The sequence below is a fragment of the Vibrio sp. Vb1574 genome (genome assembly GCF_033338675.1).
In genome coordinates, this window is record NZ_JAWOTC010000016.1 from 49,278 (window position 1) to 71,717 (window position 22,440).

Annotated in this window: 19 protein-coding genes; 11 read left to right on the top strand and 8 right to left on the bottom strand. The window is 43.2% G+C overall.

From position 1 onward, the window contains the following. The first annotated feature begins 340 nt into the window (after window positions 1-340). From R7O12_RS12595 to R7O12_RS12620, 6 genes are all read left to right on the top strand, one after another. Window positions 341-1,816: a 54K polar flagellar sheath protein A gene (locus R7O12_RS12595; RefSeq protein ID WP_115385845.1), complete on the top strand. Its 1,476-nt coding sequence runs from the start codon at window positions 341-343 to the stop codon at window positions 1,814-1,816. A 264-nt stretch (window positions 1,817-2,080) separates the two neighbouring features. After that, window positions 2,081-2,851, top strand: a complete 771-nt coding sequence (locus R7O12_RS12600; protein WP_005378438.1) for an ABC transporter ATP-binding protein — start codon at window positions 2,081-2,083, stop codon at window positions 2,849-2,851. Window positions 2,852-2,934: 83 nt separating this feature from the next. Beyond that, window positions 2,935-3,705, top strand: coding sequence for an ABC transporter substrate-binding protein (locus tag R7O12_RS12605; protein ID WP_005378437.1), 771 nt, complete (start codon window positions 2,935-2,937; stop codon window positions 3,703-3,705). 81 nt (window positions 3,706-3,786) lie between these two features. Then, the gene (locus R7O12_RS12610; RefSeq protein ID WP_005378436.1) at window positions 3,787-4,527 is read left to right on the top strand and encodes an ABC transporter permease; all 741 of its coding nucleotides are present in this window, start codon (window positions 3,787-3,789) and stop codon (window positions 4,525-4,527) included. 3 nt (window positions 4,528-4,530) lie between these two features. Further along, the gene (locus tag R7O12_RS12615; protein WP_042522121.1) at window positions 4,531-5,208 is read left to right on the top strand and encodes an ABC transporter permease; all 678 of its coding nucleotides are present in this window, start codon (window positions 4,531-4,533) and stop codon (window positions 5,206-5,208) included. Window positions 5,209-5,362: 154 nt separating this feature from the next. Beyond that, window positions 5,363-8,086: an ImpA family metalloprotease gene (locus tag R7O12_RS12620; RefSeq protein WP_318125893.1), complete on the top strand. Its 2,724-nt coding sequence runs from the start codon at window positions 5,363-5,365 to the stop codon at window positions 8,084-8,086. A 92-nt stretch (window positions 8,087-8,178) separates the two neighbouring features. Here the strand turns inward: R7O12_RS12620 and xthA are convergent, their stop codons facing one another. The 5 genes from xthA to dinG all read right to left on the bottom strand — a co-directional run bounded on the left by xthA (window position 8,179) and on the right by dinG (window position 12,662). Then, window positions 8,179-8,985 carry an exodeoxyribonuclease III gene (gene xthA, locus R7O12_RS12625; RefSeq protein ID WP_005378433.1) on the bottom strand — a complete coding sequence of 269 codons (807 nt, stop codon included), beginning with the start codon at window positions 8,983-8,985 and terminating at the stop codon, window positions 8,179-8,181. A 95-nt stretch (window positions 8,986-9,080) separates the two neighbouring features. Continuing rightward, entirely contained in the window at window positions 9,081-9,245 is a 165-nt protein-coding gene (gene rsmS / locus R7O12_RS12630) for a pleiotropic regulatory protein RsmS (protein WP_005378432.1), read from the bottom strand. After that, the gene (locus R7O12_RS12635; protein WP_005378431.1) at window positions 9,245-9,790 is read right to left on the bottom strand and encodes a primosomal replication protein; all 546 of its coding nucleotides are present in this window, start codon (window positions 9,788-9,790) and stop codon (window positions 9,245-9,247) included. The genes rsmS and R7O12_RS12635 overlap by 1 nt, the downstream gene beginning before the upstream one ends. Then, entirely contained in the window at window positions 9,787-10,572 is a 786-nt protein-coding gene (locus R7O12_RS12640) for a sulfite exporter TauE/SafE family protein (protein ID WP_005378430.1), read from the bottom strand. Before R7O12_RS12640 ends, R7O12_RS12635 begins: the two co-directional genes overlap by 4 nt. Before the next feature lie 14 nt (window positions 10,573-10,586). Continuing rightward, entirely contained in the window at window positions 10,587-12,662 is a 2,076-nt protein-coding gene (dinG, locus tag R7O12_RS12645) for an ATP-dependent DNA helicase DinG (protein ID WP_017634733.1), read from the bottom strand. 515 nt (window positions 12,663-13,177) lie between these two features. Here dinG and R7O12_RS12650 point away from each other — a divergent pair. Together R7O12_RS12650 and R7O12_RS12655 are read left to right on the top strand one after the other, a co-directional pair. Then, window positions 13,178-14,257, top strand: a complete 1,080-nt coding sequence (locus R7O12_RS12650) for a porin (RefSeq protein WP_005378424.1) — start codon at window positions 13,178-13,180, stop codon at window positions 14,255-14,257. A 76-nt stretch (window positions 14,258-14,333) separates the two neighbouring features. After that, on the top strand, window positions 14,334-15,011 hold the full coding sequence (locus R7O12_RS12655; RefSeq protein WP_017820027.1) for a DUF2057 family protein: 678 nt from the start codon (window positions 14,334-14,336) through the stop codon (window positions 15,009-15,011). Window positions 15,012-15,096: 85 nt separating this feature from the next. Here R7O12_RS12655 and R7O12_RS12660 read toward each other — a convergent pair whose 3' ends face one another. Then, on the bottom strand, window positions 15,097-15,798 hold the full coding sequence (locus R7O12_RS12660) for a pseudouridine synthase (RefSeq protein WP_042522115.1): 702 nt from the start codon (window positions 15,796-15,798) through the stop codon (window positions 15,097-15,099). 311 nt (window positions 15,799-16,109) lie between these two features. Between R7O12_RS12660 and R7O12_RS12665 the strand changes: the two genes are divergently transcribed. Beyond that, window positions 16,110-18,335, top strand: coding sequence for an NADP-dependent isocitrate dehydrogenase (locus R7O12_RS12665; RefSeq protein WP_005378404.1), 2,226 nt, complete (start codon window positions 16,110-16,112; stop codon window positions 18,333-18,335). Between the two features lie 183 nt (window positions 18,336-18,518). On the opposite strand, the gene cspD is transcribed toward R7O12_RS12665, so the two are convergent. Further along, window positions 18,519-18,737, bottom strand: coding sequence for a cold shock domain-containing protein CspD (cspD, locus tag R7O12_RS12670; protein ID WP_005378407.1), 219 nt, complete (start codon window positions 18,735-18,737; stop codon window positions 18,519-18,521). 704 nt (window positions 18,738-19,441) lie between these two features. Between cspD and clpS the strand changes: the two genes are divergently transcribed. Together clpS and clpA are read left to right on the top strand one after the other, a co-directional pair. Further along, entirely contained in the window at window positions 19,442-19,762 is a 321-nt protein-coding gene (clpS, locus tag R7O12_RS12675) for an ATP-dependent Clp protease adapter ClpS (RefSeq protein WP_005378419.1), read from the top strand. A gap of 50 nt (window positions 19,763-19,812) precedes the next feature. Further along, the gene (clpA, locus tag R7O12_RS12680) at window positions 19,813-22,080 is read left to right on the top strand and encodes an ATP-dependent Clp protease ATP-binding subunit ClpA (RefSeq protein ID WP_005387879.1); all 2,268 of its coding nucleotides are present in this window, start codon (window positions 19,813-19,815) and stop codon (window positions 22,078-22,080) included. Between the two features lie 133 nt (window positions 22,081-22,213). On the opposite strand, the gene infA is transcribed toward clpA, so the two are convergent. Then, window positions 22,214-22,432, bottom strand: a complete 219-nt coding sequence (gene infA, locus R7O12_RS12685) for a translation initiation factor IF-1 (protein WP_001040192.1) — start codon at window positions 22,430-22,432, stop codon at window positions 22,214-22,216. Window positions 22,433-22,440 lie beyond the last annotated feature (8 nt).

Consider the following 22,440-nt stretch of genomic DNA (forward strand, 5'->3'; position numbering starts at 1 on the left):
TAAGCATAGCTAATAACTTATTGTGTTGAGGCACAAAAAAAGCCTCATCTTTTGGCAGGAGTCTAGCAAGATAGCCATTTAGGGTGATTGATTTAGATCACTTTAAGAATGGTTGTGAAATAAAACTACAGAAAGTTTCTGGCATGCGAATGAGATGCGGAGATCTTGTGTAATTTCATTACACAAGTTGCATAAAATTAGAACTTTTTGTCCTTTTGCACGAGATGCAGATTAAATGTCAATATTCACGGTGATTATATAAAGCTGGCTTTATTCTTGCTTTGGACAGAGCAAAGACAATTTTTTGGCTAATCATTGCCGCTCAGTTTAGGAAAAAGACATGAAACAGCTTAAAGTACTGCCACTAGTGGCAATCATCTCAGGGTTAATGGTCGGTTGCGGCGGCGGTGGCGGCGGTGGCGGTGGTGCAGCGCCGAAAACTGCGTTTACTTTTGATTTTGCTATACCAGCAACAATGACTGAAAGTGAAGCAACTACGAAAGGTTGTACTGTATATGACCACAAAACTGAGCTGAACGGCGATAAAACGGTTTTAACCTACAGTGCAGCGTCAAAAGAGCAAGTGACCAACTATGTTATCGGTTACTACTCTGATGCAGATGGCAAAAGATCCGGAGACATTATCAAACCTACCACTGATAACTTTAAGTTTTATCTTGAAGATATCCCTGACGGCGGCTTTATAACGTTTCAAGCAATAGAATTTAACGGCAAAGAAGCTCGCGTAAACACGTTTTCAAAAGAGTTCTTGGAAGATAAGAAACTACGTAATGCTACTTTTGCACTAAACCGAGACTCTTTGAACAAATGCTTTACTGGCGGTAACTTAGCAAGCAATAAGTTTACTAACTTAGATTACCGAAATGCTGAATCAGGTGGCGGAGATTACAACTTTGTCTCGCAAACCGATATTTTCACGTCTCCGAACCCTGATATGTTGCCTACTGATGAACTGATGGGGCTTAAAGGTGAACCAACGGCATTGTTTCAGTATGAATCAGGTTCAAGCGACAAAGCGCTTTACCAATATGGTATTGGTTCGTGGGGAACTGGTGAGATAGCCTTAGTTAGAGCGGATAATACGTCAAACATTTATTCGTCTTCTGACTATACTTACGACTCGCTTAACATTGGCTTTGTTACTAACGGCTTTGCATATGACGCGTTGAAGCTGGATAAAACGGCCGTTGAATATAATCGCCCTAGTGCAACGAATAAAGAAACTTGGGTATACATGGCGTTCTCAGAGAATCAAGTTAATGGTTGGGAGTCTCTACTTAACGAAACGATCTCTGACGGATGGGATATTGACGTTGATCCGAGTGCTTACTTAAATATTGATAACCTGCCGAACACAAAACCAAGTGTATCAACGCAAGGAAGTGCAGAGTCCGTGATTGATCTGGACATGGGCTTAACATCGTCTACTGAAGGCTTTACTCGTGTCGCTTACTTTGCAACTTCAGGCGACTACAGAGTCACACATCGCATTTTCACAACAAGTGATAGTGATTCTGTTGTTGTTCCTGAATTGCATTACTACAACTTCCCAACATCGGCCGTTAACGGTTTGAAGGTTTCAGCTTCGGACGATTTTAATCGCACTGCTTTAGTAGTGAATGAAGATAGTAATATTGATTCTAAAGTTTTCATGAGCTTCTTCTCCAATGGTGAAGCGTCAGAGCCTGAACTAGATGAAGACCTAGATGGCATCATTACTTCTGAAAAAGAAGGCTTAGAAAATGAAGTGACATTACGTACTTCAAACTCGTTGGTAGTCAGTCGTTTTAATTAATTCATTGCGACCTCGAATAGGTTTCAATTAACACTTTTGTAAATTTATTAAGCCCCTTTGAAAGGGGCTTTTTTATATTTAATATTCAACTTTTGAAGAATATGTTGCTATATATTGCATATTAATTTGTCTATCGTATCTTTCTATTCGAATTATTTAGGTTAATAATTTGTTGCAAGTTTCAAGGGGCGGTGCTAATTTGTTCCGAATTAGAGAGGGCGGAGTCCCTTAATTGCAGTGACAAAAACACAGGGAGTAGGGCGCATGAATGATGTACCAGCGCTAGATATAAAAGACCTGCACAAAACATTTGGACAAAATGAAGTTTTAAAAGGCATTTCACTTGCCGCGCACAAAGGAGATGTTATCTCCATCATTGGCTCTTCCGGCTCAGGTAAGAGTACCTTTCTCAGATGTATCAACTTGCTAGAAACGCCTACCGCGGGCGAAATTTGGGTAAATGGTGAATTAATCCAAATGAAGAACAACAGAGCAGGTGAATCTGTTCCTGCTAATGAAAAGCAAGTCCAACGTATTCGCTCACGCCTGGCAATGGTTTTCCAAGGTTTCAACCTCTGGTCTCACCTAACCGTACTAGAAAACGTGATTGAAGCGCCTGTTCATGTCTTAGGCGTGCCAAAAGCTCAAGCGATTGAAAATGCAGAAGTCTTGCTTAAGAAAGTAGGCTTGTATGAGCGTAAAGATTATTACCCTGGGCACTTATCTGGCGGCCAGCAGCAACGTGCAGCTATTGCCCGTGCGCTAGCAGTTGACCCAGAGGTGATGTTGTTTGACGAGCCAACTTCTGCGCTTGACCCAGAACTTGTAGGAGAAGTTCTGGGGGTAATGAGAGATTTGGCAGATGAAGGGCGAACTATGCTGGTGGTCACGCACGAAATGGCGTTTGCACGTGACGTATCAAACCATGTGATGTTTTTACATCAAGGCTTAGTGGAAGAACAGGGAAATCCAGCTAAGCTATTTACAAACCCGGATTCAGAACGATTACAGCAGTTTATCTCATCCATTTACTAATATTTGTTAGGCGGCAGACTATTGCCTCCTAAGCCAACACAACAAACAAAACGAAATAAAATAGCAATCACAGGAGTATGGAAATGAAAAAGTGGTTATTAGCAGCAACGATTGCTGCAACAGCAGTATCAGGTGTTGCCCAAGCGAAAGAATGGAAAACAGTTCGCTTTGGTATCGAAGGTGCTTACCCTCCGTTTAGCTGGACAGAAACTGATGGCTCAATAAAAGGCTTTGACGTAGACATGGCAAATGCACTCTGTGAAGAGATGCAAGTGAAGTGCAAAATCGTCGCTCAAGATTGGGATGGTATTATTCCTTCTCTGCTTGCACGTAAGTACGATGCCATCATCGCAGCAATGTCTATCACTGAAGAGCGCAAGAAAAAAGTCGATTTCACTGGCAAGTACGCACAAATTCCAAATAAATTTATCGCTAAGAAAGGTGCGGGTCTAGATTTTGATAATCTTAAAGATGTCAAAATTGGCGTGCAACGTGCGACGACACATGACAAGTACTTAACTGACAACTACGGCGATGATGTTGAAATTGTGCGTTATGGCTCTTTTGATGAAGCGTATCTTGATCTAGAAAATGGTCGAATTGCTGCCGTTTTAGGTGATGCGTCTGCTCTAGAAGAGGGTGTGATCAACAAAGCAGGTGGCGAAGCTTATGAGTTTGTTGGACCGTCGTTAACCGATCCAAAATGGTTTGGTGAAGGTATGGGTATCGCTGTTCGTAAACAAGACAAAGATCTGACGAAGAAACTCGACGCAGCAATTATTTCACTACGTGAGAAAGGTGTTTACCAAGAAATTGCTGGTAAATACTTTAACTACGATGTGTACGGTGAATAAACCGTAATTAAGCGACCGTTGGCTTGTTCCTAGAAGTAGTCAACGGTCGATTTTTTGAGTTTAGGGATTAGGAACTCACCTATGCTAGATTTACAAGGATACGAAGCTTCGATTTTGAAAGGAGCTTTAGTAACAATAGAAGTTGCAGTGCTTTCACTCATTCTCGCCATGGTCTTAGGCATGCTTGGCGCATTAGCTAAGTTAGCACCTTACAAATGGGCAAGGGCGATTGCCACTCTTTACACCACAGTCATTCGCGGCATTCCAGATTTGGTTCTGATGATGCTAATTTTCTTTGGTGGACAAATACTTTTAAATAACAGCCTTTACTCCATCAACGAAACGCTCAACGAGTGGTTTGCCTCGAGTGATCCAAACCATGAATGGACGTCTTACTTACCTGATTATATTGATGTCAGCCCATTTATAGCTGGTGTACTCACGATTGGTTTTATCTTTGGCGCCTACATGGCGGAGACTTTTCGTGGAGCGATCATGGCGGTGGACAAGGGTGAATTAGAAGCGGCGAAAGCTTATGGGATGAGTTCAGCTTTATCGTTTAGAAGAATCTTGCTTCCTCAGATGATTCGTCATGCATTACCTGGATTTGGTAATAACTGGTTAGTGTTACTTAAGACCACCGCGTTAGTTTCCATTATTGGTCTGGATGACATGGTGAGAATGAGCTCATTGGCAGCAGGTACGACCAAAATGCCGTTCACCTTTTACATGGCTGTCGCGCTCATCTTTCTATTTTTTACCAGCGTTTCGACCGGGCTACTCAAGCTTGTTGAGCGTAAGTTCAGTATTCATGCGAGGTAAGTTATGGACTTTTCTTTGATTATTGAAAGCTTTCCAACTTATCTTCAGGGACTTTGGACAACAGTTTGGTTAGTGGGATTAGCGTTGGTTATTGGCTTGTGTGTCTCTATCCCATTAGCCGTGGCACGCAATAGTACCAATTACGCTCTAAGCTTACCTTCTTGGGGATTCATTTACTTTTTCCGTGGAACGCCGCTATTGGTTCAGCTGTATTTGATTTACTACGGCATGGATCAGTTTTTCCCTGTGAAAGATACCTTATGGGAGAACGCTTGGTTCTGTGCTTTGGTCGCTTTTATTCTTAATACATCGGCTTACACCGCAGAAATTATTCGTGGTGCGATTAATGGTTTGCCGAAAGGTGAGGTGGAAGCTGCGAAAGCCTATGGCATGAGTAAGTTTATGACATACAGACGTATTATCTTGCCGAGTGCATTGCGTCGAGCATTACCAGCTTATTCCAACGAGGTCATATTTATGCTGCACGGAAGTGCAGTCGCGGGCATCGTTACCATCATGGATTTAACTGGTGCTGCGCGTCTAGTAAACTCGCGCTACTATGCACCATTTGAGTCTTTCCTGACGGCGGGGCTGTTCTACATGGCACTGACGTTTATAATCTTGTGGTGTTTCAAAGTGGCAGAGAAGCGTTTCTTAGCTTATCTGCGTCCTTTAAGCTAATTATCAATAGAGGCAATAGCACCGGAGTGGGTGCTATTGCTTTTGATAATTTTGTTATCTTCATTCCTATTTTTCCTACCGATACAAAAGACTATTTCTTTTTATTCATGTGCTTACATTAATATTTGATAAACTCATTGTTTAGTAAGTAAAAATGAAAAAAACAATTCTATCGTTGGGCATTGCCGCCTTAGCCACAGGATGTGGTGGGGGAGAGGGAGAATCACAACCTAATGCTCAAGTAAAACCAACGCAAGCTCCAGTTCAACAAGCTCTTGAAACTGGTAATGCACTGCTCGTTTCTGACCCGAGCGAATTCATTCGTAAAAGTCGTCAGGTTGTAGAAGCTCACAAGATGCAGTCGAATACGATCAAATCTGCAATTGCGAAAAACCTTTCAGGTCTTTATTGGGATCCAACTCATGATGCCGCGATCTTGGCACCTCAGTATGGCTTCAACGACACCATCTTGATGACCAATAAGGCCATGGCAAGCGGTTACAAAGATCAAGCGTTGTCAATTGGCGTTGCCGGAGAAAAATCTAATGGTCAACGTTATGCACTATTAGGGAGTAACCCATTTAGAACGGCACAACGTTTTCCCGACTCTTCCAACTCTGCGATGACGCAATGGTTAAGTAATCTGGTCACTTGGTTGTCGGGCGGAGTTACTTCAAACGTCGTCATCGCGCAAATGGATCAGTCTTATTACTTTCCGGATGAGCAAGCGACTCGCAATTGGCTGAAAGACACTGTTTCACAAGAGCTGGCGTTTAACGAGGCCAACCTATGCGATGGTTCGAAGCTACTTAGCTGCTTGCAAACCAATACTCCAAACTTATTGATCTTGTCACAGCATCTGCAATCTGGAGATACCAACAAACCAGTACTCGAAGCTTTGGAATACGCTGAGCAAGCCCAAATTCCTGTTCTATACCTGCATTGGGATGGAGGACTAACTGATCTTGGCCAAGACATTTTGGAAAAATTCCATGTTGATTATGTGGGAGATAACTATTGGCGTAAGTTAGGCTTGGTCGACTGGGATCCTTCATCGTTGATGAACGTTGTGCCGGACTCTGTCATCACACAACAAGCGCTGTTGTCTCGTTTTGAATCTCAAAATTTCAACGTTGACTTGTCACTGTGTGATGACAAATCTTGTCCTGACACTGCGAATATGGAAAGTCAATTTTATGCAGGGGCAAACAGTATTCGCCATCGGTTGAAAAAGCTTGATGAACAAAAAGTAGATTTGTTTAATCAAGACGGCTACCAATACGAAAAACTCATGGTATTGCTGGCTGATCATTATCGTCAAACGGTTGTCTTCCCAATGGACAAACAGTCAACCCAAACGACCGAATTCCTAAAGTCGTACTTTGCCGATTACGTGCAATACAACAGCCGAAGCGTAAACCCAAAACAACCAAATATGGGGAACTTCAGCCGTAGTGAGTTTAGCCCTGAAGTAAAGAGAATCAGCGCAACTATTAATATGGAATCAAAGCGTAATTTCCGCTCTGCTGGTGTGTATGCGCTTCCTGGGGAAACTTTTACGGTTAAACGTAATGACAGCAATGATGTGGCGACTAAGATTGTCATCAACACTTTAAGAAGTGGTGCAACTCATGAGTTCAGCGAAGATGGATACACGCGACCAAAACTGCTGACTTCATTTGCTTACGAAGTCAAAGCGGGTGAAACCATCACGCTGACTTCTCCTTATGGCGGCCCAGTACAGGTTCACTTTGACAAAAATGATGTTCCGGTTGAACTGAAATTTAATCATGTGGCACAGCATCCAGTTTGGAGAAGTGAGAAGGACAACGACGCTTTTATTCAACAGTTAGAAGCCAATTTATTCGATTGGGCTGAGCTGATCACTCCTGGGTTTGAAGTACACTCAAAGCGCGACAAAATGTTGGAGTCGGTCAACGATGAAATGTGGTCTACCCCTTCGGAAATGGCGCTTGCAACAGAAGAATATGTTCACAACTACCCGCATGTGCTGGCAGGTTTCCAAGGGCCGGGCATAGATGAAGTGCCTGAAATTATTCAATACGCCCAAAACCAAGGTTGGGAAATCGCCAATATTGATACAGTGAAGCACATGAACGCTGACCAAGCGACGTGTGGTTATGGTTGTTCGGGTAACCCTTACGATGCTTACTGGTCATTCAGCCCACTCGGTCACGGTGATTTACATGAGCTTGGTCATGGTTTAGAAAAAGGTCGATTCCGATTTTCAGGCTGGGAAGGGCATTCAACGACCAATTACTACTCGTATTACAGTAAGTCTCGTTTCTTCCAGAATACGGGAAAAGTTTCAACTTGCCAAAGCTTGGATTTCAAAGGCCAGTTTGAATTATTGCAAGCTAGCCGAACTCAAGCGGATCCAAACGCATACATGGCTGCGCAAAATCAAACCAGTTGGAGTTGGGGCGCTCGTGTTTACATTCAAATGATGATGGCGGCGCAGCATGAAGGTGTGCTTAAAAATGGTTGGCATTTATTGGCGCGCTTGCACCTGATTGAACGTGAGTTTAACCGCTTAAAATCGGACGACGCGCTTTGGGATGAGAGACGATTGAGCATTGGTTTTGCCAACTACTCTCGGGAAGAAGCAAATAGCATCTCGAACAACGACTGGTTGCTTATTGCTCTGAGCTACATCTCTCAGCGAGATATGACTAACTATCTCGATATGTGGGGGTTCTCGTTCACAGAAAAAGCGAAACAGCAGGTTGTGGCGCTGAATCTACCGCCGATGCCGCTCACTTACTTTGCAAGTAGTAATACAGGCTACTGTCTGAACGAATTTGCTCAAACACCGATAACTATTGATGGTCAAACGGTTTGGCCGCTGAATCAGTGATTAACTGGTAATTTGTATGAAAAGGGAGACAGAGTCTCCCTTTTTATTGGACTAAGCTTAGCGTTGAGTCTCGCTTATAGCTTTGCAATATATTACTTAAATGTTGACCAGATTGGTGCGTGATCTGAAGGCTTCTCGATACCACGAAGCTCATAGTCGATACCAGATTCAATACACTTTTCCGCTAGAGAAGGGGTTGCCAAAATGACATCAATTCGTAGGCCACGGTTATCATCAAAACCGCGAGAACGGTAGTCAAACCACGAAAATTGATCGTTCACCTCTGGGTATAGCTTACGGAAGGTGTCCACAAAGCCCCAGTCTAGTAAGGTTTTCAACCATTCGCGCTCTTCAGGTTGGAATGAACATTTACCTGTTTTTAGCCAACGTTTACGGTTTGGTTCGCCGATACCGATATCTGCATCAATAGGGCTGATGTTGATGTCACCCATAACAATCAATTGCTCGTCGTTATTGTGATGATCGTTTAGGTAGGTCATCAGATCTTTATAGAATTGGCGCTTGTATGGGAATTTGGTTTCGTGGCTGATGTTATCCCCTTGAGGGAAATAGCCGTTTAGCACAGTGACCTTTTCGCCGTTTTCATTTAAAAACGTTGCCATGATCATGCGCTTTTGATGTTCCTCGTTATCCGTCGGGAACCCTTTTTGTACGTGTAGAGGCTCTTGCTTACAAAGCATTGCTACGCCGTAATGTGCTTTTTGACCATGGAAATACACTTTGTAGCCCATGGCTTCGACAGCTTCAATCGGGAATGCTTCATCGTGAACTTTAATTTCCTGAAGACCAATCACATCAGGTTGGTGTTTGTCGATTAGCGCTTGGAGTTGGTGTAGTCGCGCACGTAGTCCATTGATGTTAAAGCTGATTACTTTCATTATTTATCCTTTTGGGGGCGTACTTTTTTATGAATAGTATCATTGTGTAAGAGCACTGAAAATGAGTCTCGGTGAAAGGATTGAAACGCTCTGAGCTACTTTGCTTTTAATTTGTTTTCTAAGTCGTTTTGCACGATCTTTAAAGCGTTAAGCGCAACTTCTGGATCTATCTCATTGCTCTCAAGCAAATAGATTAAATCGACAGCCAGTTTGATCTCTTCAGGTGCGTCATCTAAAGGCGAGGTTGGTTGATCAGCCATTATTGATGTTTTTCCCTATGTGTAATTTGGTTCTCTAGCTTAAGAAGTGCTGCTTCACAACGCGCTAAACGTTGCTCGGTTGCTAGTAATACTTTTTGAGCGTCGGCGCGCATAAAACTCGGAGCGCTTTCGACAGCACGTTCTTTTTCTAACACCATCTCGCGCAAGCGTCTTGCCCACTCTTGATGTTGAGCGAGCTCCTGATAAAGCACGTTGATAGGCTTACGGAAATGGCTGCTATGTTTGATTTCATTCTTACGAATTTTAGTGGTAGAAATCTCGCGTTGAATCGCACCGATTTGCGCCACTAACCGTTCAGTGAGGTACTCAGCACGCAAAGCGGTGAGCTTACCTTCATTTTGCTCACGCACAATCGCATCCAGCGTGGCTTTTGCTTCTTTTACGCAAGGAGTAAGTAAGCGAGAGCGGCAACCAAATAAACGCTCATCAAAAAGCGGAACATGATGTTCGCCTCTTTGACGGTCAAGAACAGCGGCTTGCTTCGCCATTTGTTCTAGATTTTCCTGGAGTTGAGAAATGTTCATGACAAACCTACAAACCATGCGTCATAAGCCAATTTAATAGCTAGTATGCTGACGACAGTAACAAATACAGGACGAATGAATTTAGAACCAAATCTAATAGCGGAGTGCGCGCCAACAAAAGCACCAGCCATTAAACATACTCCCATTGTTAAGCCTAGCACCCAGTTGATGTGTCCGAGGAATGCAAAAGTGATCAAAGAGGTAAAGTTACTGGTAAAGTTCATTGCTTTTGCTAAGCCAGAGGCGAGCAAGATATTCAGTCGGTACAGCGCCATTGAACTTACTGTCCAAAAAGCCCCAGTTCCAGGCCCTGCGAGTCCGTCGTAGAATCCTATGGATAAGCCTTGCATGTACTGTTTTTTATGAAGTTTTGGGCAAGGCTCGGGTATTGGACTTTGATGAGCAGAGTGGGGCGTTTTATGAAAAACGGTATACAACGCTGCCGCCAAAATAACAAGCGGCAATCCTTTTTCCAGCCAATCCGTACTAATCGCATCTACAAATAGCGTACCTAATGTCGCTCCGAAGAGTGTCGCCACGAATGCACGCCGCCAGCATTGAGGCTTGAATAGACGTTTTTTGTAGTACGTAAATGCCGCAGTAGAAGAAGCAAAGGTAGCGGCAAGTTTATTGGTGCCTAGTGCAATATGAGGCGGCAAGCCCAGCGACAGTAGAGCAGGTACGGTAAGCATGCCACCACCACCGGCAACTGCATCAATAAATCCAGCGACAAAAGCGACAAGCGCCAACACCAACAGCATGGTTGGCTCAATCATTTCCATAAATGGTGATTCTTCTAATATTCTATTTTACGTTTAAATGGAGGTAGTGAGTCGATTAAGGCTTGTCCGTATCGCTTAGTGACTAGGCGTCGATCAAGAATCGTTACTCTACCAGAATCTCTCTCTTTACGCAGTAAGCGACCTACGCTCTGGATCAGCTTTTTGCTTGCGTCTGGTACAGTTATTTGCATAAACGGGTTTCCTCCTTTTTTCTCAATGTATTCGGAATGAGCCTGCTCAACAGGGGAGGTTGGAACGCCAAATGGAATTTTTGTAATCACCAAGTTTTCAAGTAATTCGCCAGGTAAGTCTAGCCCCTCAGAGAAACTGCCAGTACCAAATAAGACGCTGGTTTTATTTGATTCTATTAACTTTTTATGTTTTTTTAGAATTTCTTGACGTGAGCTTTCACCTTGAACTTGCAACGCCCAGCCTTTTTTTATGAACTCCGAAGAGAGTGCCTTCGCGACTTGGTTCATCTGCCAATAGGATGAGAATAATACTAAGTTGGCTTTCTTGTCTTCCAAGTACTTAGGCAATATCTCGATAAGATATTCAGTAAATTGAGGCGCTGGTGGTTCATATTTCATCGCAGGGATGAGCAATTCTGCCTGGTTTTGGTAATCGAATGGTGACGCAAGCGCTAAAAACTGAGTGCCTGATTCTGGTTTTCCATCAATACCAACCTGATGGCAAAAGTAATGGAAAGAGTTTAATGCACGCATCGTTGCGGAAACCAAAATGGCGCCAATACATCTGCTCCAAATCTGTTGGTCGAGTTGCCATCCAATTTCAAGTGGCGAAACACTCACAATGAAATCACCCTCGCGATCGGGGTGGGTTTCTAACCAGCGAGCTAAAGGCGCACCTTTTTCACGAGTTGGTTCAGCCATTAAATGCCATACTTGCGCTAGGTTTTCTAACCTTTGAATGTAGAAACCGAGCTCTGCAAGCGCTGGTTCAGCCAACCTTGTCGCAAGCTCCCCGTCTTTTACTCTTTCCGCAATAAGGTCGGCAATTTTTGCCACGCTCTGATTTGCTTTTTTACTGAACTGTTTTAGTTCTTTGGATTGGTTCTCTAGCCACTCAGGTAGTTCACCGTGTTCGAAGCGGTAGATACCCTCTTCAAATTGAGCTGGGTCGAACTGTTTGGGCAATTGAGTCAGTGCCGGTATCAAGTTCTGAACCGCGTCTTGAAGGTCGTTGCGAAATCGAGCTACGCGTTTCTCGTCTGCGAGTGATGAAAACTTACTAATCGACTGATTTAACTTCTCAAGCCATGCTGCCGCACCTTTTAAACTCGCAGATGCTGAAGCATGGTCACGAGCGACGTGAGGTAAGTGATGTGCCTCGTCGAAGACGTATATCGTATTTTCTGGCTCAGGTAAAATCACGCCGCCACCTAAATCTGCGTCTGCCATGACGAGAGAGTGGTTAGCAATGATGACATCGTTTTTATCCAACTCTGAGCGCGCTTTTTGGAATGGGCAGCCGCGGTGGCCTGGTAAACTGTTATTGCAACTGTGTTTATCACTGACAATCAGTTGCCAAAGCTTATCGTCGATGGGTTTAGGCCAAGAATCACGGTCACCGTCCCATTTACCTTGCGCAAGAGAGCGATGCATTGTTTCTAACAGCTCTATATCTTTTTGCTTAGGTTTGGTTTCAAACATGGCTAACTGGCCACCATCAGCACCGCTAGCAGTAGCGAGCTTTTCTGCACAACAATAGCGTTGACGGCCTTTTGCCAAAATAAAAGAAAACTCTCGGTCGGTAATCCGACGAAAAAGAGGGAGGTCTTTATTTATGAGCTGCTCTTGCAGAGCGACGGTCGCCGTTGAGATAACCACTTTTCTATTGTTATGTACAGCCACGGGAATGGTCGCCATTAGATAGGAGAGCGATTTACCAATTCCAGTCCCTGCTTCTGCAACGAGTATTCGGTTAGATTTGTGATACTGACCGCACAGCGTTTTTGCAATCTCTGCAACAAGGTAGTTTTGTGCTCTTCTAGGCACAAAGTTATCAAGTTGATCTTGAAGGTTTTGATAGCTATTACGAATCGATTTTTGAATGTTACTGGTCAGCATACGGGCCTCAAATGCGTTGGAGGCGAATAGTAGCACACATCACTAGTTGTACAGTAGTTCACAAAACGGAATGCTTTTATAAGGAATGTAGATCTCCTTCACAAAAAAATATTGAACCTTATCTTAATGAAATTAATTTCATTATATGAAAAATATAAAACTCCAACTTGGTCTGATTTGTGGGTTTTTATTCTTTTTTTTGTTTTTTTAAATTTACTTATTGGATTAAAAAACCATTTGTTAATAATTTTGTAAATTGCAAATAATAATGGAGATTGGTTAGATGTTCGTCGAATAAATAAAGGTAAACTTATCAAGTTATTGTTTTATAATGGTATTTTGTTTTTTTTACATTGGTATTTAGAAAATTTGACAGCCAGAATAATCTTTTGCACTCTTAGCTCCAGATTTTGAGGAGGTGCTATATAACGTTTTGTTAACGCTCTACCTCAAACATATAAAAAAAGGGAACCGGACAAGGATATCCCGAACTAAGAAAAGGCAGTGGATTAATTATGAAAAAAACTCTATTAGCACTAGCTGTAGTTGCGTCTGCAACTTCAGTGAACGCAGCTGAAGTATTCAAATCTGAAGAAGGTTCTGTAGATTTCTACGGTCAGCTACGTCCAACTCTTCTATTCACAGAAAAAACTGATCACACAGCAGAGCTAAACACTAGCTCTTCTCGTACTGGTGTGAACGCGGTTTACGTTGTTGACGAAAGCCTAAAAGTTCTGGGTGAAGTTGAAATCGGTGTTGCTCTAGGTGACAACTACGACGCAGGTGCTGATTCAAGCGAGCGTACAGATGACTCTGTATACGTACGTCGCCACATCATCGGTTTTGATATGGGTGATATGGGTACTCTTCGCTTCGGTAAAGAAGGTACTTGGGCTGATGACGTATACTTCGCAGATTACTCTTACTTCTTCGGTGGTAACGCAGCGGAAACTGCATACGGTCACGCTTGGAACAACGATTCTCAAATCAAATACGCTTACGAAAATGACGCGTTCTGGCTAAAAGCTGGTTACGCGCTAGGCGAAAAAGATTCTAACGAAGAAGTACTAGAAGTATTCGTTGGTAAATCTTTCAACGACCTATCTCTACACGCTGGTGTACTTACTGCGAACAACGACATCAACGTAACTAAAGAGAAAAAACTAGTTCTTAATGGTGTAGAGCAAACAGTTTCTCACACAGAGCGTACTGATAACGAAAACCTATCTTTTGAAGTAACTGCTGAGTACGCACTAAACGAGCACACTCTAGGTGCTACGTACTACTACAACGAAAACGAAGATAAGCTAGGTAAATCAACAGTTGATTCACACTACATCGTTGTAGCTGGTATGTTCGCTGTCGCTCCTAAAACAACTCTATACTCTGGTTACGAGTACCTAGCTCAGTCTACTGACGAAGCAGGTAAAGTAGACGCAGACTCTTCTTGGTTCTACGCTGGTGTTGAATACAAGTTCTCTAAATGGGCACGTGTATTCGCAGAAGCGGGTTACACTTTCGAAGGTACTGACTTCGACAACAAAGACACAGACGACGCAACTAACTTCGGTGTTGGTGCTCGTTTCTACTGGTAATCAATACCCAGTTTGATATTGTAAGACCCAGCTATATGCTGGGTCTTTTACTATGAAGATAAGGATGAAAAATTCTATGCAGTTATCATTAAAAGTGGCAATGGCACTGTCTATTTTTGCCAGTACAAACCTCTACGCTGCAACGACTTTAGTGGTTCCAGAAGACGTGAAGTTATTGGCCGTCAACATGGAGAAGCCAGATCTAGAAGGTGGTCTTTTTTCTAGTGAGAAGACAATCGAACTACCTGACGGAACGAATCAAATTGTCTTCAAATATCAACCTACATTCGAAATTAACGAAAACCTTAAGACGGTTTACAGTGATGTAATCGTTGCTAAATTTGATGCTGAAAACGAAAAGCTAACGTTTGAACTGCCAGAGTTTAAAACTCTTCGCCAAGCGCAAAACAACATCTCGCCTCTAGATTGGCAATTACTGGATACCAAAGGCCAACCTATTGCTTTGGTCGAAGATGTATTAGAGTCAGATGGTGTTCAAATTGGTCGTAATTACCCTCAAGAAACTCGTAACTACAATATTGCTGGCGGTATCGCGAGTGTTGCTGTTAGCTATGTAACTGTGAATCAGCATCAACAATCAGTAAGTGATATCGAGCCTCGAGTTGAGACTAGTGATACCCGTTCAACAGCCGCATCGAACGACAGCCCAATGGTTGATGTATTAAAGACGATGTACCAGAAAGCGTCTCCGGCGGAAAAAGAGGCCTTTAAAAACTGGCTTGCTGAGCAGTAATCCCTTAGTTCATTAGATAGGGCTTAACTGAAAAAGTACGAATCTAAAAAGCAGGCTTTAAGCCTGCTTTTATCTTTTCTGCTTATTAGAGAGAGATTTCTCTCCATTCACCAGGCATTAGGTCGTTAAGGACGATATCACCCATCGAATGACGAATGAGGCGCAAGGTAGGGAAGCCAATGTGCGCAGTCATGCGACGCACCTGACGATTTCTTCCTTCAATAATGGTAATGGCTAACCAAGTTGTAGGGATATTTGCTCGAAAACGAACAGGAGGCGTTCTGTCCCAGACTTGTGGTTCTGGAATAACTTCAACTTCGGCTGGTAGAGTCATACCATCTTTTAGCTCTACTCCCTTTCTCAATTTTTCAAGATCTTGCTCCTGAGGAGCGCCATCGACTTGAACCCAATAAGTCTTCGGCGATTTTGACTTTGGCTGCGTTAGCTTCGCCTGCAAGATGCCATCGTTAGTGAGTACCATTAAACCTTCGCTGTCTCGGTCCAATCGGCCAGCCGCATAGACATTTTTGATCGGGATATAGTCCGCTAACGTTTTGCGACCATCGCCATCGGTAAATTGACTGAGCGTATCGTAAGGCTTATTGAAAATAATGACTTTACGATCTTTAGGGGGCACTTTTGGCTTTTGGCTCTTTGTTGGGCGATTAGGGCGGCGGTCTTGCTGAGTACGAGTCTTCGAGCCATTGCGAGCTCCTGAGTGTTTAAAATGGCCCGTTTTAGACTGGTTACGACTGCGACCTTTTTCCTGACCTGTACGAGATGACATGTTAACTACCCTGCAAAAATGTAAATGAACTGTGTTTGAAAGTTTTAAGTTTTCTCATGATCGGATATGATTTGCGCGCCTAAAACTAACAAACGCGCACAGAATGATAGACTAATTCGTGTTATTTGTTTAATTATATCAGTGCACTCATGGATTCAGAGCTTAGAGCTTCAAACTACAACAAAGAGTGCGAACCGCATGTGGCGTTAGTGAGGAGACATGTACTGCTAACGCGCAGCAATGCGTCAATTAAACCAACTCAGACGCTGAGTTGATCAGCCAACAAGTTGATTAAAAAATAGGGAAATTTCATGCCTACAGAAAAACCTACAATTATCTACACCATCACTGATGAAGCGCCGGCGCTAGCAACTTATTCATTACTACCAATCATTCAATCATTCACAGCATCGTCTGGCATCAATGTAGATACTCGTGATATTTCACTAGCAGGTCGAATTATCGCTAACTTCCCAGAGCATCTAAAAGAAGAACAGCGCATTGGCGATGCGTTGACTGAGCTTGGTGAACTAGCTCAAACTCCAGAAGCAAATATCATCAAGCTACCTAACATTTCAGCTTCAGTTCCTCAGCTTAAAGCGGCGATTAAAGAGCTTCAGGCGAAAGGTTACGATTTACCAAACTACCCAGAAGAGCCGAGCACGTACGAAGAGAAAGCGATTAAAGCGGCTTACGACAAAATCAAAGGTAGTGCGGTTAACCCAGTACTTCGTGAAGGTAACTCAGACCGTCGTGCTCCGACTTCGGTTAAGAACTACGCGAAGAAAAACCCACACTCAATGGGTGCATGGTCAGCAGAATCTAAGTCCCATGTTGCGAGCATGTCAGACAATGACTTCTTTGGTAGCGAAAAGTCTACAACTATCTCTGGTGCAACAGAGGTCAAAATCGAGTTTGTCGGTAATGATGGTACAGTTAAAGAGCTTAAGTCTGCGTTCCCATTACTAGATAAAGAAGTCATTGATACTTCAGTAATGAAGAAGAAGGCGTTGGTTGAATTTTTCGAGAAAGAGATTGCTGAAGCGAAAGCACAAGACGTGCTGCTGTCTCTTCATATGAAAGCGACGATGATGAAAGTTTCTGACCCTGTCATTTTCGGCCATGCAGTAAAAGTTTACTACAAAGACGTTTTCGATAAGTACGGTAAGCTGTTTGAAGAGCTAGGTGTTGATGTAAACAATGGCATCGGTGATGTTTACTCAAAAATTGAGTCTCTACCTGAAGCGCAAAAAGCAGAAATTGAAGCGGCCATTCAAGCGGTTTACCAAACTCAACCAGAACTTGCGATGGTTGACTCTGATCGTGGTATCACAAACTTACATGTACCAAGTGACATTATTGTAGATGCTTCTATGCCAGCAATGCTTCGCTCTTCGGGTCAAATGTGGGGACCAGATGGTAAACAAAAAGACACCAAAGCGATGATTCCAGATCGTAGCTACGCAGGTATTTACCAAGCGGTTATTGATTTCTGTAAAGAGCACGGCGCATTTGATCCAACCACTATGGGTAGCGTACCTAACGTTGGTCTAATGGCTCAGAAAGCTGAAGAGTATGGTTCTCACGACAAGACATTCATTCTAGACGCTGCGGGTACTGTTCGCGTTGTTGATGCTTCAGGTAACGTACTGTTAGAGCAAGCGGTTGAAGAAGGTGATATCTTCCGTATGTGTCAGGTTAAAGACGCACCAATCCAAGATTGGGTTAAACTAGCAGTGACTCGCGCACGTGCAACAGGTGTTCCAGCTGTATTCTGGCTAGATGAAAACCGCGCGCACGATGCTGAGCTCATCAAGAAAGTAAACGCCTACCTACCAGATCACGATACTGACGGTCTAGAGATTAAGATCCTATCTCCTGTTGAAGCTTGTAAGTACTCACTAGAGCGTATGAAAGCGGGCCTAGATACTATCTCTGTTACAGGTAATGTTCTTCGTGACTACCTAACAGACTTGTTCCCAATTCTCGAGTTAGGTACGTCTGCTAAGATGCTATCTATTGTTCCATTGATGAATGGTGGTGGTCTATTTGAAACAGGCGCTGGTGGTTCTGCTCCTAAGCACGTTCAACAAGTAGAAAAAGAGAATCACCTTCGTTGGGATTCTTTGGGCGAGTTCCTAGCGCTTGCAGCTTCGTTAGAGCATTTAAGTGTAGCGACAAACAATCCTAAGGCTCAGGTTCTCGCAGATACACTAGATAAAGCGACCGGTGAGTTTTTAGACACCAACAAATCTCCGTCACGCAAAGTGGGTGAGCTAGATAACCGTGGAAGCCACTTCTATCTTGCACTTTACTGGGCGAAAGCGCTTTCAGAGCAAACGGATGATGCGGATCTTGCTGCTGAATTTGCACCAATTGCAAAAGCGCTGTCAGAGCAGGAAGAAACGATCGTTGCTGAGCTAAATAATGCGCAAGGCGTGAAAGGTGAGCTAGGAGGTTACTACTTACTAGACGATGCATTGGTTTCTAAATTGATGCGTCCAAGCGAAACCTTTAACGCAATCATTAACAAGTAAGTTAGTGTAAAAACACGTCGTTTTCGGCGTGTTTCCTATCCTGTAAGTGCGTTGTAAGTGTTCCTTTTGTAACACGTGCTCTAAATAGTAAGAAACCCGCTATCTTTGCGGGTTTATTTTTCTCTTCAAAACATCAACGTGGCGTTTCGAGAGCAATATTTTAATATTTCGACAGCGCTCTAATTATTTGGCTTGGCCTTCAAGAGGCACGACGCTACTCGCGTGACAGCCTTTGGGACCTTTTTCAATCTCGTAAGAGACTTGTTGGCCTGCTTTCAGTGTACGATAACCGTCCATCTGGATAGTTGAGTAGTGGGCAAAGATATCTCCCTCTTCTTCATCTGAACAAATAAACCCAAATCCTTTGGCATTGTTAAACCACTTTACTGTACCTGTAGCCATGCTTTACATCCCTCATGCATTTTTTACTGATGTTGTTACTGCAACCAAGTTATACCTTTAACTTGGTACTACCATTGTCAGCGAATGCCAACAAACGTCAAATCAATGATAAGTCACATTCATCAAACCACTTAAAGAAGAGAGGTTTCAAAATGATGATTTATGCATCGACACTTTCCACTGTAGTCAATGAATTTCGACAGTCAATAGCAGTGAGCAACAAACAGAAACATAATTGAAAACAAATCACTTTTGAGATTAACAAATTTGCAAACAGTTTTTCGTATATACGCAGAAGTTTAGTCAATTTGCCTATGAAGTGGCTCATACTGAAAAAGCCATACTGTCCGTGTTGCTTATGGTAGAAGAATCCTCTGACTGAATAAAAAATGAAGTTTTCGTGATAATTACCGTATTCTCAATGAGGAAGTGTGATCCAGATAGAAGATGATGGGGTGGTTTGCAATAGTCCGAGAGCAATAAATAGAAAGTTCTTTTATAAGAAAAAATGTGTAACTTATCGACAAGCATCTTTTATTTGCGCCGTATCAAGACGTGCATTAGTCTCTATATTAGGTAGCAACTTTTATCGATCAAAGATCGAATTCGGTGCCATAACTCACTACACCGCGCTGCATGCTTGTGGTAGATTGTTTTTATAGGTCGAAAACATCAACCCTTTGATACGATATCTTTAGATTGCCATGAGTAAAAATTTTGAATGGGTCACTCCGGACTCTGATCTTCTGGAGCGAGAAAGTACGAAAGTCCAGCCACCTAAGCTGTACAATGTCGTACTCAATAATGATGACTATACACCTATGGATTTCGTCATAGAGGTGCTTGAGCGATTTTTCTCACATGATATTGATAAAGCAACTCAAATCATGCTTCAGGTCCACTATGAAGGAAAGGCAATCTGCGGCACATACAGCGCAGAAATTGCCGAAACAAAAGTAGCGCAAGTTACGATGTACGCAAGGGAAAATGAACATCCGCTACTTTGCACTATGGAGCAAGCGTAAACAAAGAAGACTTGCTCGAACAACCCCAGTTGTTTTTTCGGGAGGTACTTATGCTAAATAAAGAACTAGAGTCAAGCCTTAACGGTGCATTTGCTCGGGCGCGCGACAAACGCCACGAGTTTATGACTGTCGAACACCTCCTACTTGCATTGTTGGAAAATGATGCAGCTAAGGAAGCCCTTCTAGCTTGTAAGGCGGATCTCGACGCTTTACGCAACGAACTCGATATTTTCATCGATCAAACTACGCCTCTTATCCCAGATAGTGATGAGACGCGTGAAACGCAGCCGACTTTGAGTTTTCAACGTGTACTACAACGCGCCGTCTTTCATGTACAGTCGTCTGGTCGTAATGAAGTAACAGGCGCCAACGTGCTTGTTGCTATCTTCAGTGAGCAAGAGTCGCATGCCGCTTACCTTCTGAAGAAAAATGACATCTCCCGATTAGATATTGTTAACTTCATCTCCCACGGTATTACTAAAGCATCAGGTGCAGGTGAGGATTCATCATCAGACTCGTTTAGCTCAGAAAGTGTTGAAGAGCCTAATTCTGAAGAACGCTTAGAAAGCTTTGCGACGAATCTTAATCAAGTCGCTAAAGATGGAAACATCGACCCACTCATTGGACGTGATAAAGAGTTAGAGCGCACTATTCAGGTACTTTGTCGACGCCGCAAGAATAATCCACTACTAGTGGGTGAGGCAGGGGTTGGTAAAACAGCCATAGCGGAAGGTCTTGCATGGAGAATTGTCGAAGGGCAGGTCCCTGAGGTTATTCAAAACAGCGTGATTTATTCACTAGATATTGGCTCTTTGCTCGCTGGTACCAAATACCGCGGTGATTTTGAAAAGCGCTTCAAGGCGATTTTGAAACAACTTGAAAAAGAAGAAGATGCCATTTTGTTCATCGATGAAATACATACCATCATCGGTGCAGGCGCGGCATCTGGTGGTCAAGTCGATGCAGCAAATCTTATTAAGCCTCTTTTAAGTAGCGGTAAGTTGCGTTGTATTGGTTCGACGACATACCAAGAATACAGCAACATTTTCGAGAAAGAGCGTGCGTTGTCTCGCCGCTTCCAAAAGATAGACGTTGTAGAGCCCTCATTGGATGATACAACTAAAATCTTGATGGGCTTGAAGCCGAAGTACGAAGCTCACCATGAAGTACGTTATACCAATAAAGCACTGCGTGCCGCGGTAGAACTGTCGGCTAAATACATTAATGAACGCCATCTACCAGATAAGGCCATTGATGTTATTGATGAAGCTGGTGCTCGTAGTCGTCTTGCTCCTGCAAGCCGTCGTAAAAAAACGGTCGGAGTGGCTGATATCGAATCAATGGTTGCCAAAATGGCGCGAATTCCAGAGAAGTCGGTTTCTTCTTCAGATAAAGACATTTTGAAAAACTTAGATAGCAAAATGAAGATGTTGGTATTCGGTCAAGATAATGCGATTGATGCATTGTCCGAGGCGATCAAGCTGACACGTGCAGGTTTAGGTGTAGACAACAAACCTGTTGGTTCATTCTTGTTTGCAGGCCCAACAGGGGTTGGTAAAACAGAGGTGACGGTGCAGTTATCTAAGCTTCTAGGTATCGAGCTACTTCGTTTTGATATGTCTGAGTATGGTGAGCGTCACTCCGTAAGTCGCTTAATTGGTGCGCCTCCTGGTTATGTCGGTTATGACCAAGGTGGTTTGCTAACCGATGCTGTTATTAAGCATCCACACTCGGTCGTATTACTTGATGAGATTGAAAAAGCGCACCCTGATATCTTTAACCTGTTGTTGCAAGTCATGGATAACGGTACGCTAACGGACAACAATGGTCGCAAAGCAGACTTCCGTAATGTCATTCTTGTTATGACAACTAACGCAGGTGTGGCGGAAACCGAGAAGAAATCAATTGGTTTGATTCAACAAGACAACAGTCACGATGCAATGGCGGAAATTAAGAAGGTGTTTACTCCTGAGTTCCGTAACCGTCTTGATAACATCATCTGGTTTAACAGCCTTGATGAAAGCGTTATCCATCAAGTGGTTGATAAGTTCATTGTTGAACTGCAAGTGCAACTTGATGCGAGAGGCGTTTCAATGGAAGTATCGCAAGACGCTCGCCATTGGTTAGCACATAAAGGTTATGACAAAGCTATGGGGGCTCGCCCAATGGGGCGTGTTATCCAAGAACAGCTTAAGAAGCCTTTGGCTAACGAACTGTTGTTTGGATCTTTAGTTGACGGCGGTACAGTGAAAGTAACGCTGGTCAACGATACGCTTGAGTTTGAATACTTAAGTGAGAAAGAGACAGCGATGCATTAATCGTTAGTCGGTAACAAACGCAAAAGCGCACGAGAAGATCGTGCGCTTTTTTATCTGAACTAAATCGGAAAAAATTGTGCAATAAAAAACGGAGCAGCTTGCTCCGTTTTTTATTGCATCCGAAAATCAGAGATTAACGAGCGCGGAAGACGATGCGGCCTTTTGACAGGTCGTATGGAGTCATCTCTACAGTTACTTTGTCACCCGTTAGGATACGGATGTAGTTCTTACGCATCTTGCCAGAGATGTGAGCAGTCACAACGTGACCGTTTTCAAGTTCAACACGGAACATAGTGTTTGGTAGAGTGTCAAGGACAGTGCCTTGCATCTCGATTACGTCTTCTTTAGCCATTTAATCCT

What these genes read in the sequence shown, in the direction of transcription:
- R7O12_RS12605 (WP_005378437.1), top strand. Translation starts at nt 2,935, where the DNA reads ATGAAAAAGTGGTTATTAGCAGCAACGATTGCTGCAACAGCAGTATCA.
- cspD (WP_005378407.1), bottom strand. Translation starts at nt 18,737, where the DNA reads ATGGCTACAGGTACAGTAAAGTGGTTTAACAATGCCAAAGGATTTGGG.
- infA (WP_001040192.1), bottom strand. Translation starts at nt 22,432, where the DNA reads ATGGCTAAAGAAGACGTAATCGAGATGCAAGGCACTGTCCTTGACACT.
- R7O12_RS12650 (WP_005378424.1), top strand. Translation starts at nt 13,178, where the DNA reads ATGAAAAAAACTCTATTAGCACTAGCTGTAGTTGCGTCTGCAACTTCA.
- xthA (WP_005378433.1), bottom strand. Translation starts at nt 8,985, where the DNA reads ATGAAAGTAATCAGCTTTAACATCAATGGACTACGTGCGCGACTACAC.
- rsmS (WP_005378432.1), bottom strand. Translation starts at nt 9,245, where the DNA reads ATGGCTGATCAACCAACCTCGCCTTTAGATGACGCACCTGAAGAGATC.
- R7O12_RS12610 (WP_005378436.1), top strand. Translation starts at nt 3,787, where the DNA reads ATGCTAGATTTACAAGGATACGAAGCTTCGATTTTGAAAGGAGCTTTA.
- clpS (WP_005378419.1), top strand. Translation starts at nt 19,442, where the DNA reads ATGAGTAAAAATTTTGAATGGGTCACTCCGGACTCTGATCTTCTGGAG.
- R7O12_RS12600 (WP_005378438.1), top strand. Translation starts at nt 2,081, where the DNA reads ATGAATGATGTACCAGCGCTAGATATAAAAGACCTGCACAAAACATTT.
- R7O12_RS12655 (WP_017820027.1), top strand. Translation starts at nt 14,334, where the DNA reads ATGCAGTTATCATTAAAAGTGGCAATGGCACTGTCTATTTTTGCCAGT.
- R7O12_RS12620 (WP_318125893.1), top strand. Translation starts at nt 5,363, where the DNA reads ATGAAAAAAACAATTCTATCGTTGGGCATTGCCGCCTTAGCCACAGGA.
- R7O12_RS12640 (WP_005378430.1), bottom strand. Translation starts at nt 10,572, where the DNA reads ATGGAAATGATTGAGCCAACCATGCTGTTGGTGTTGGCGCTTGTCGCT.
- R7O12_RS12615 (WP_042522121.1), top strand. Translation starts at nt 4,531, where the DNA reads ATGGACTTTTCTTTGATTATTGAAAGCTTTCCAACTTATCTTCAGGGA.
- dinG (WP_017634733.1), bottom strand. Translation starts at nt 12,662, where the DNA reads ATGCTGACCAGTAACATTCAAAAATCGATTCGTAATAGCTATCAAAAC.
- R7O12_RS12665 (WP_005378404.1), top strand. Translation starts at nt 16,110, where the DNA reads ATGCCTACAGAAAAACCTACAATTATCTACACCATCACTGATGAAGCG.
- R7O12_RS12595 (WP_115385845.1), top strand. Translation starts at nt 341, where the DNA reads ATGAAACAGCTTAAAGTACTGCCACTAGTGGCAATCATCTCAGGGTTA.
- R7O12_RS12635 (WP_005378431.1), bottom strand. Translation starts at nt 9,790, where the DNA reads ATGAACATTTCTCAACTCCAGGAAAATCTAGAACAAATGGCGAAGCAA.
- R7O12_RS12660 (WP_042522115.1), bottom strand. Translation starts at nt 15,798, where the DNA reads ATGTCATCTCGTACAGGTCAGGAAAAAGGTCGCAGTCGTAACCAGTCT.
- clpA (WP_005387879.1), top strand. Translation starts at nt 19,813, where the DNA reads ATGCTAAATAAAGAACTAGAGTCAAGCCTTAACGGTGCATTTGCTCGG.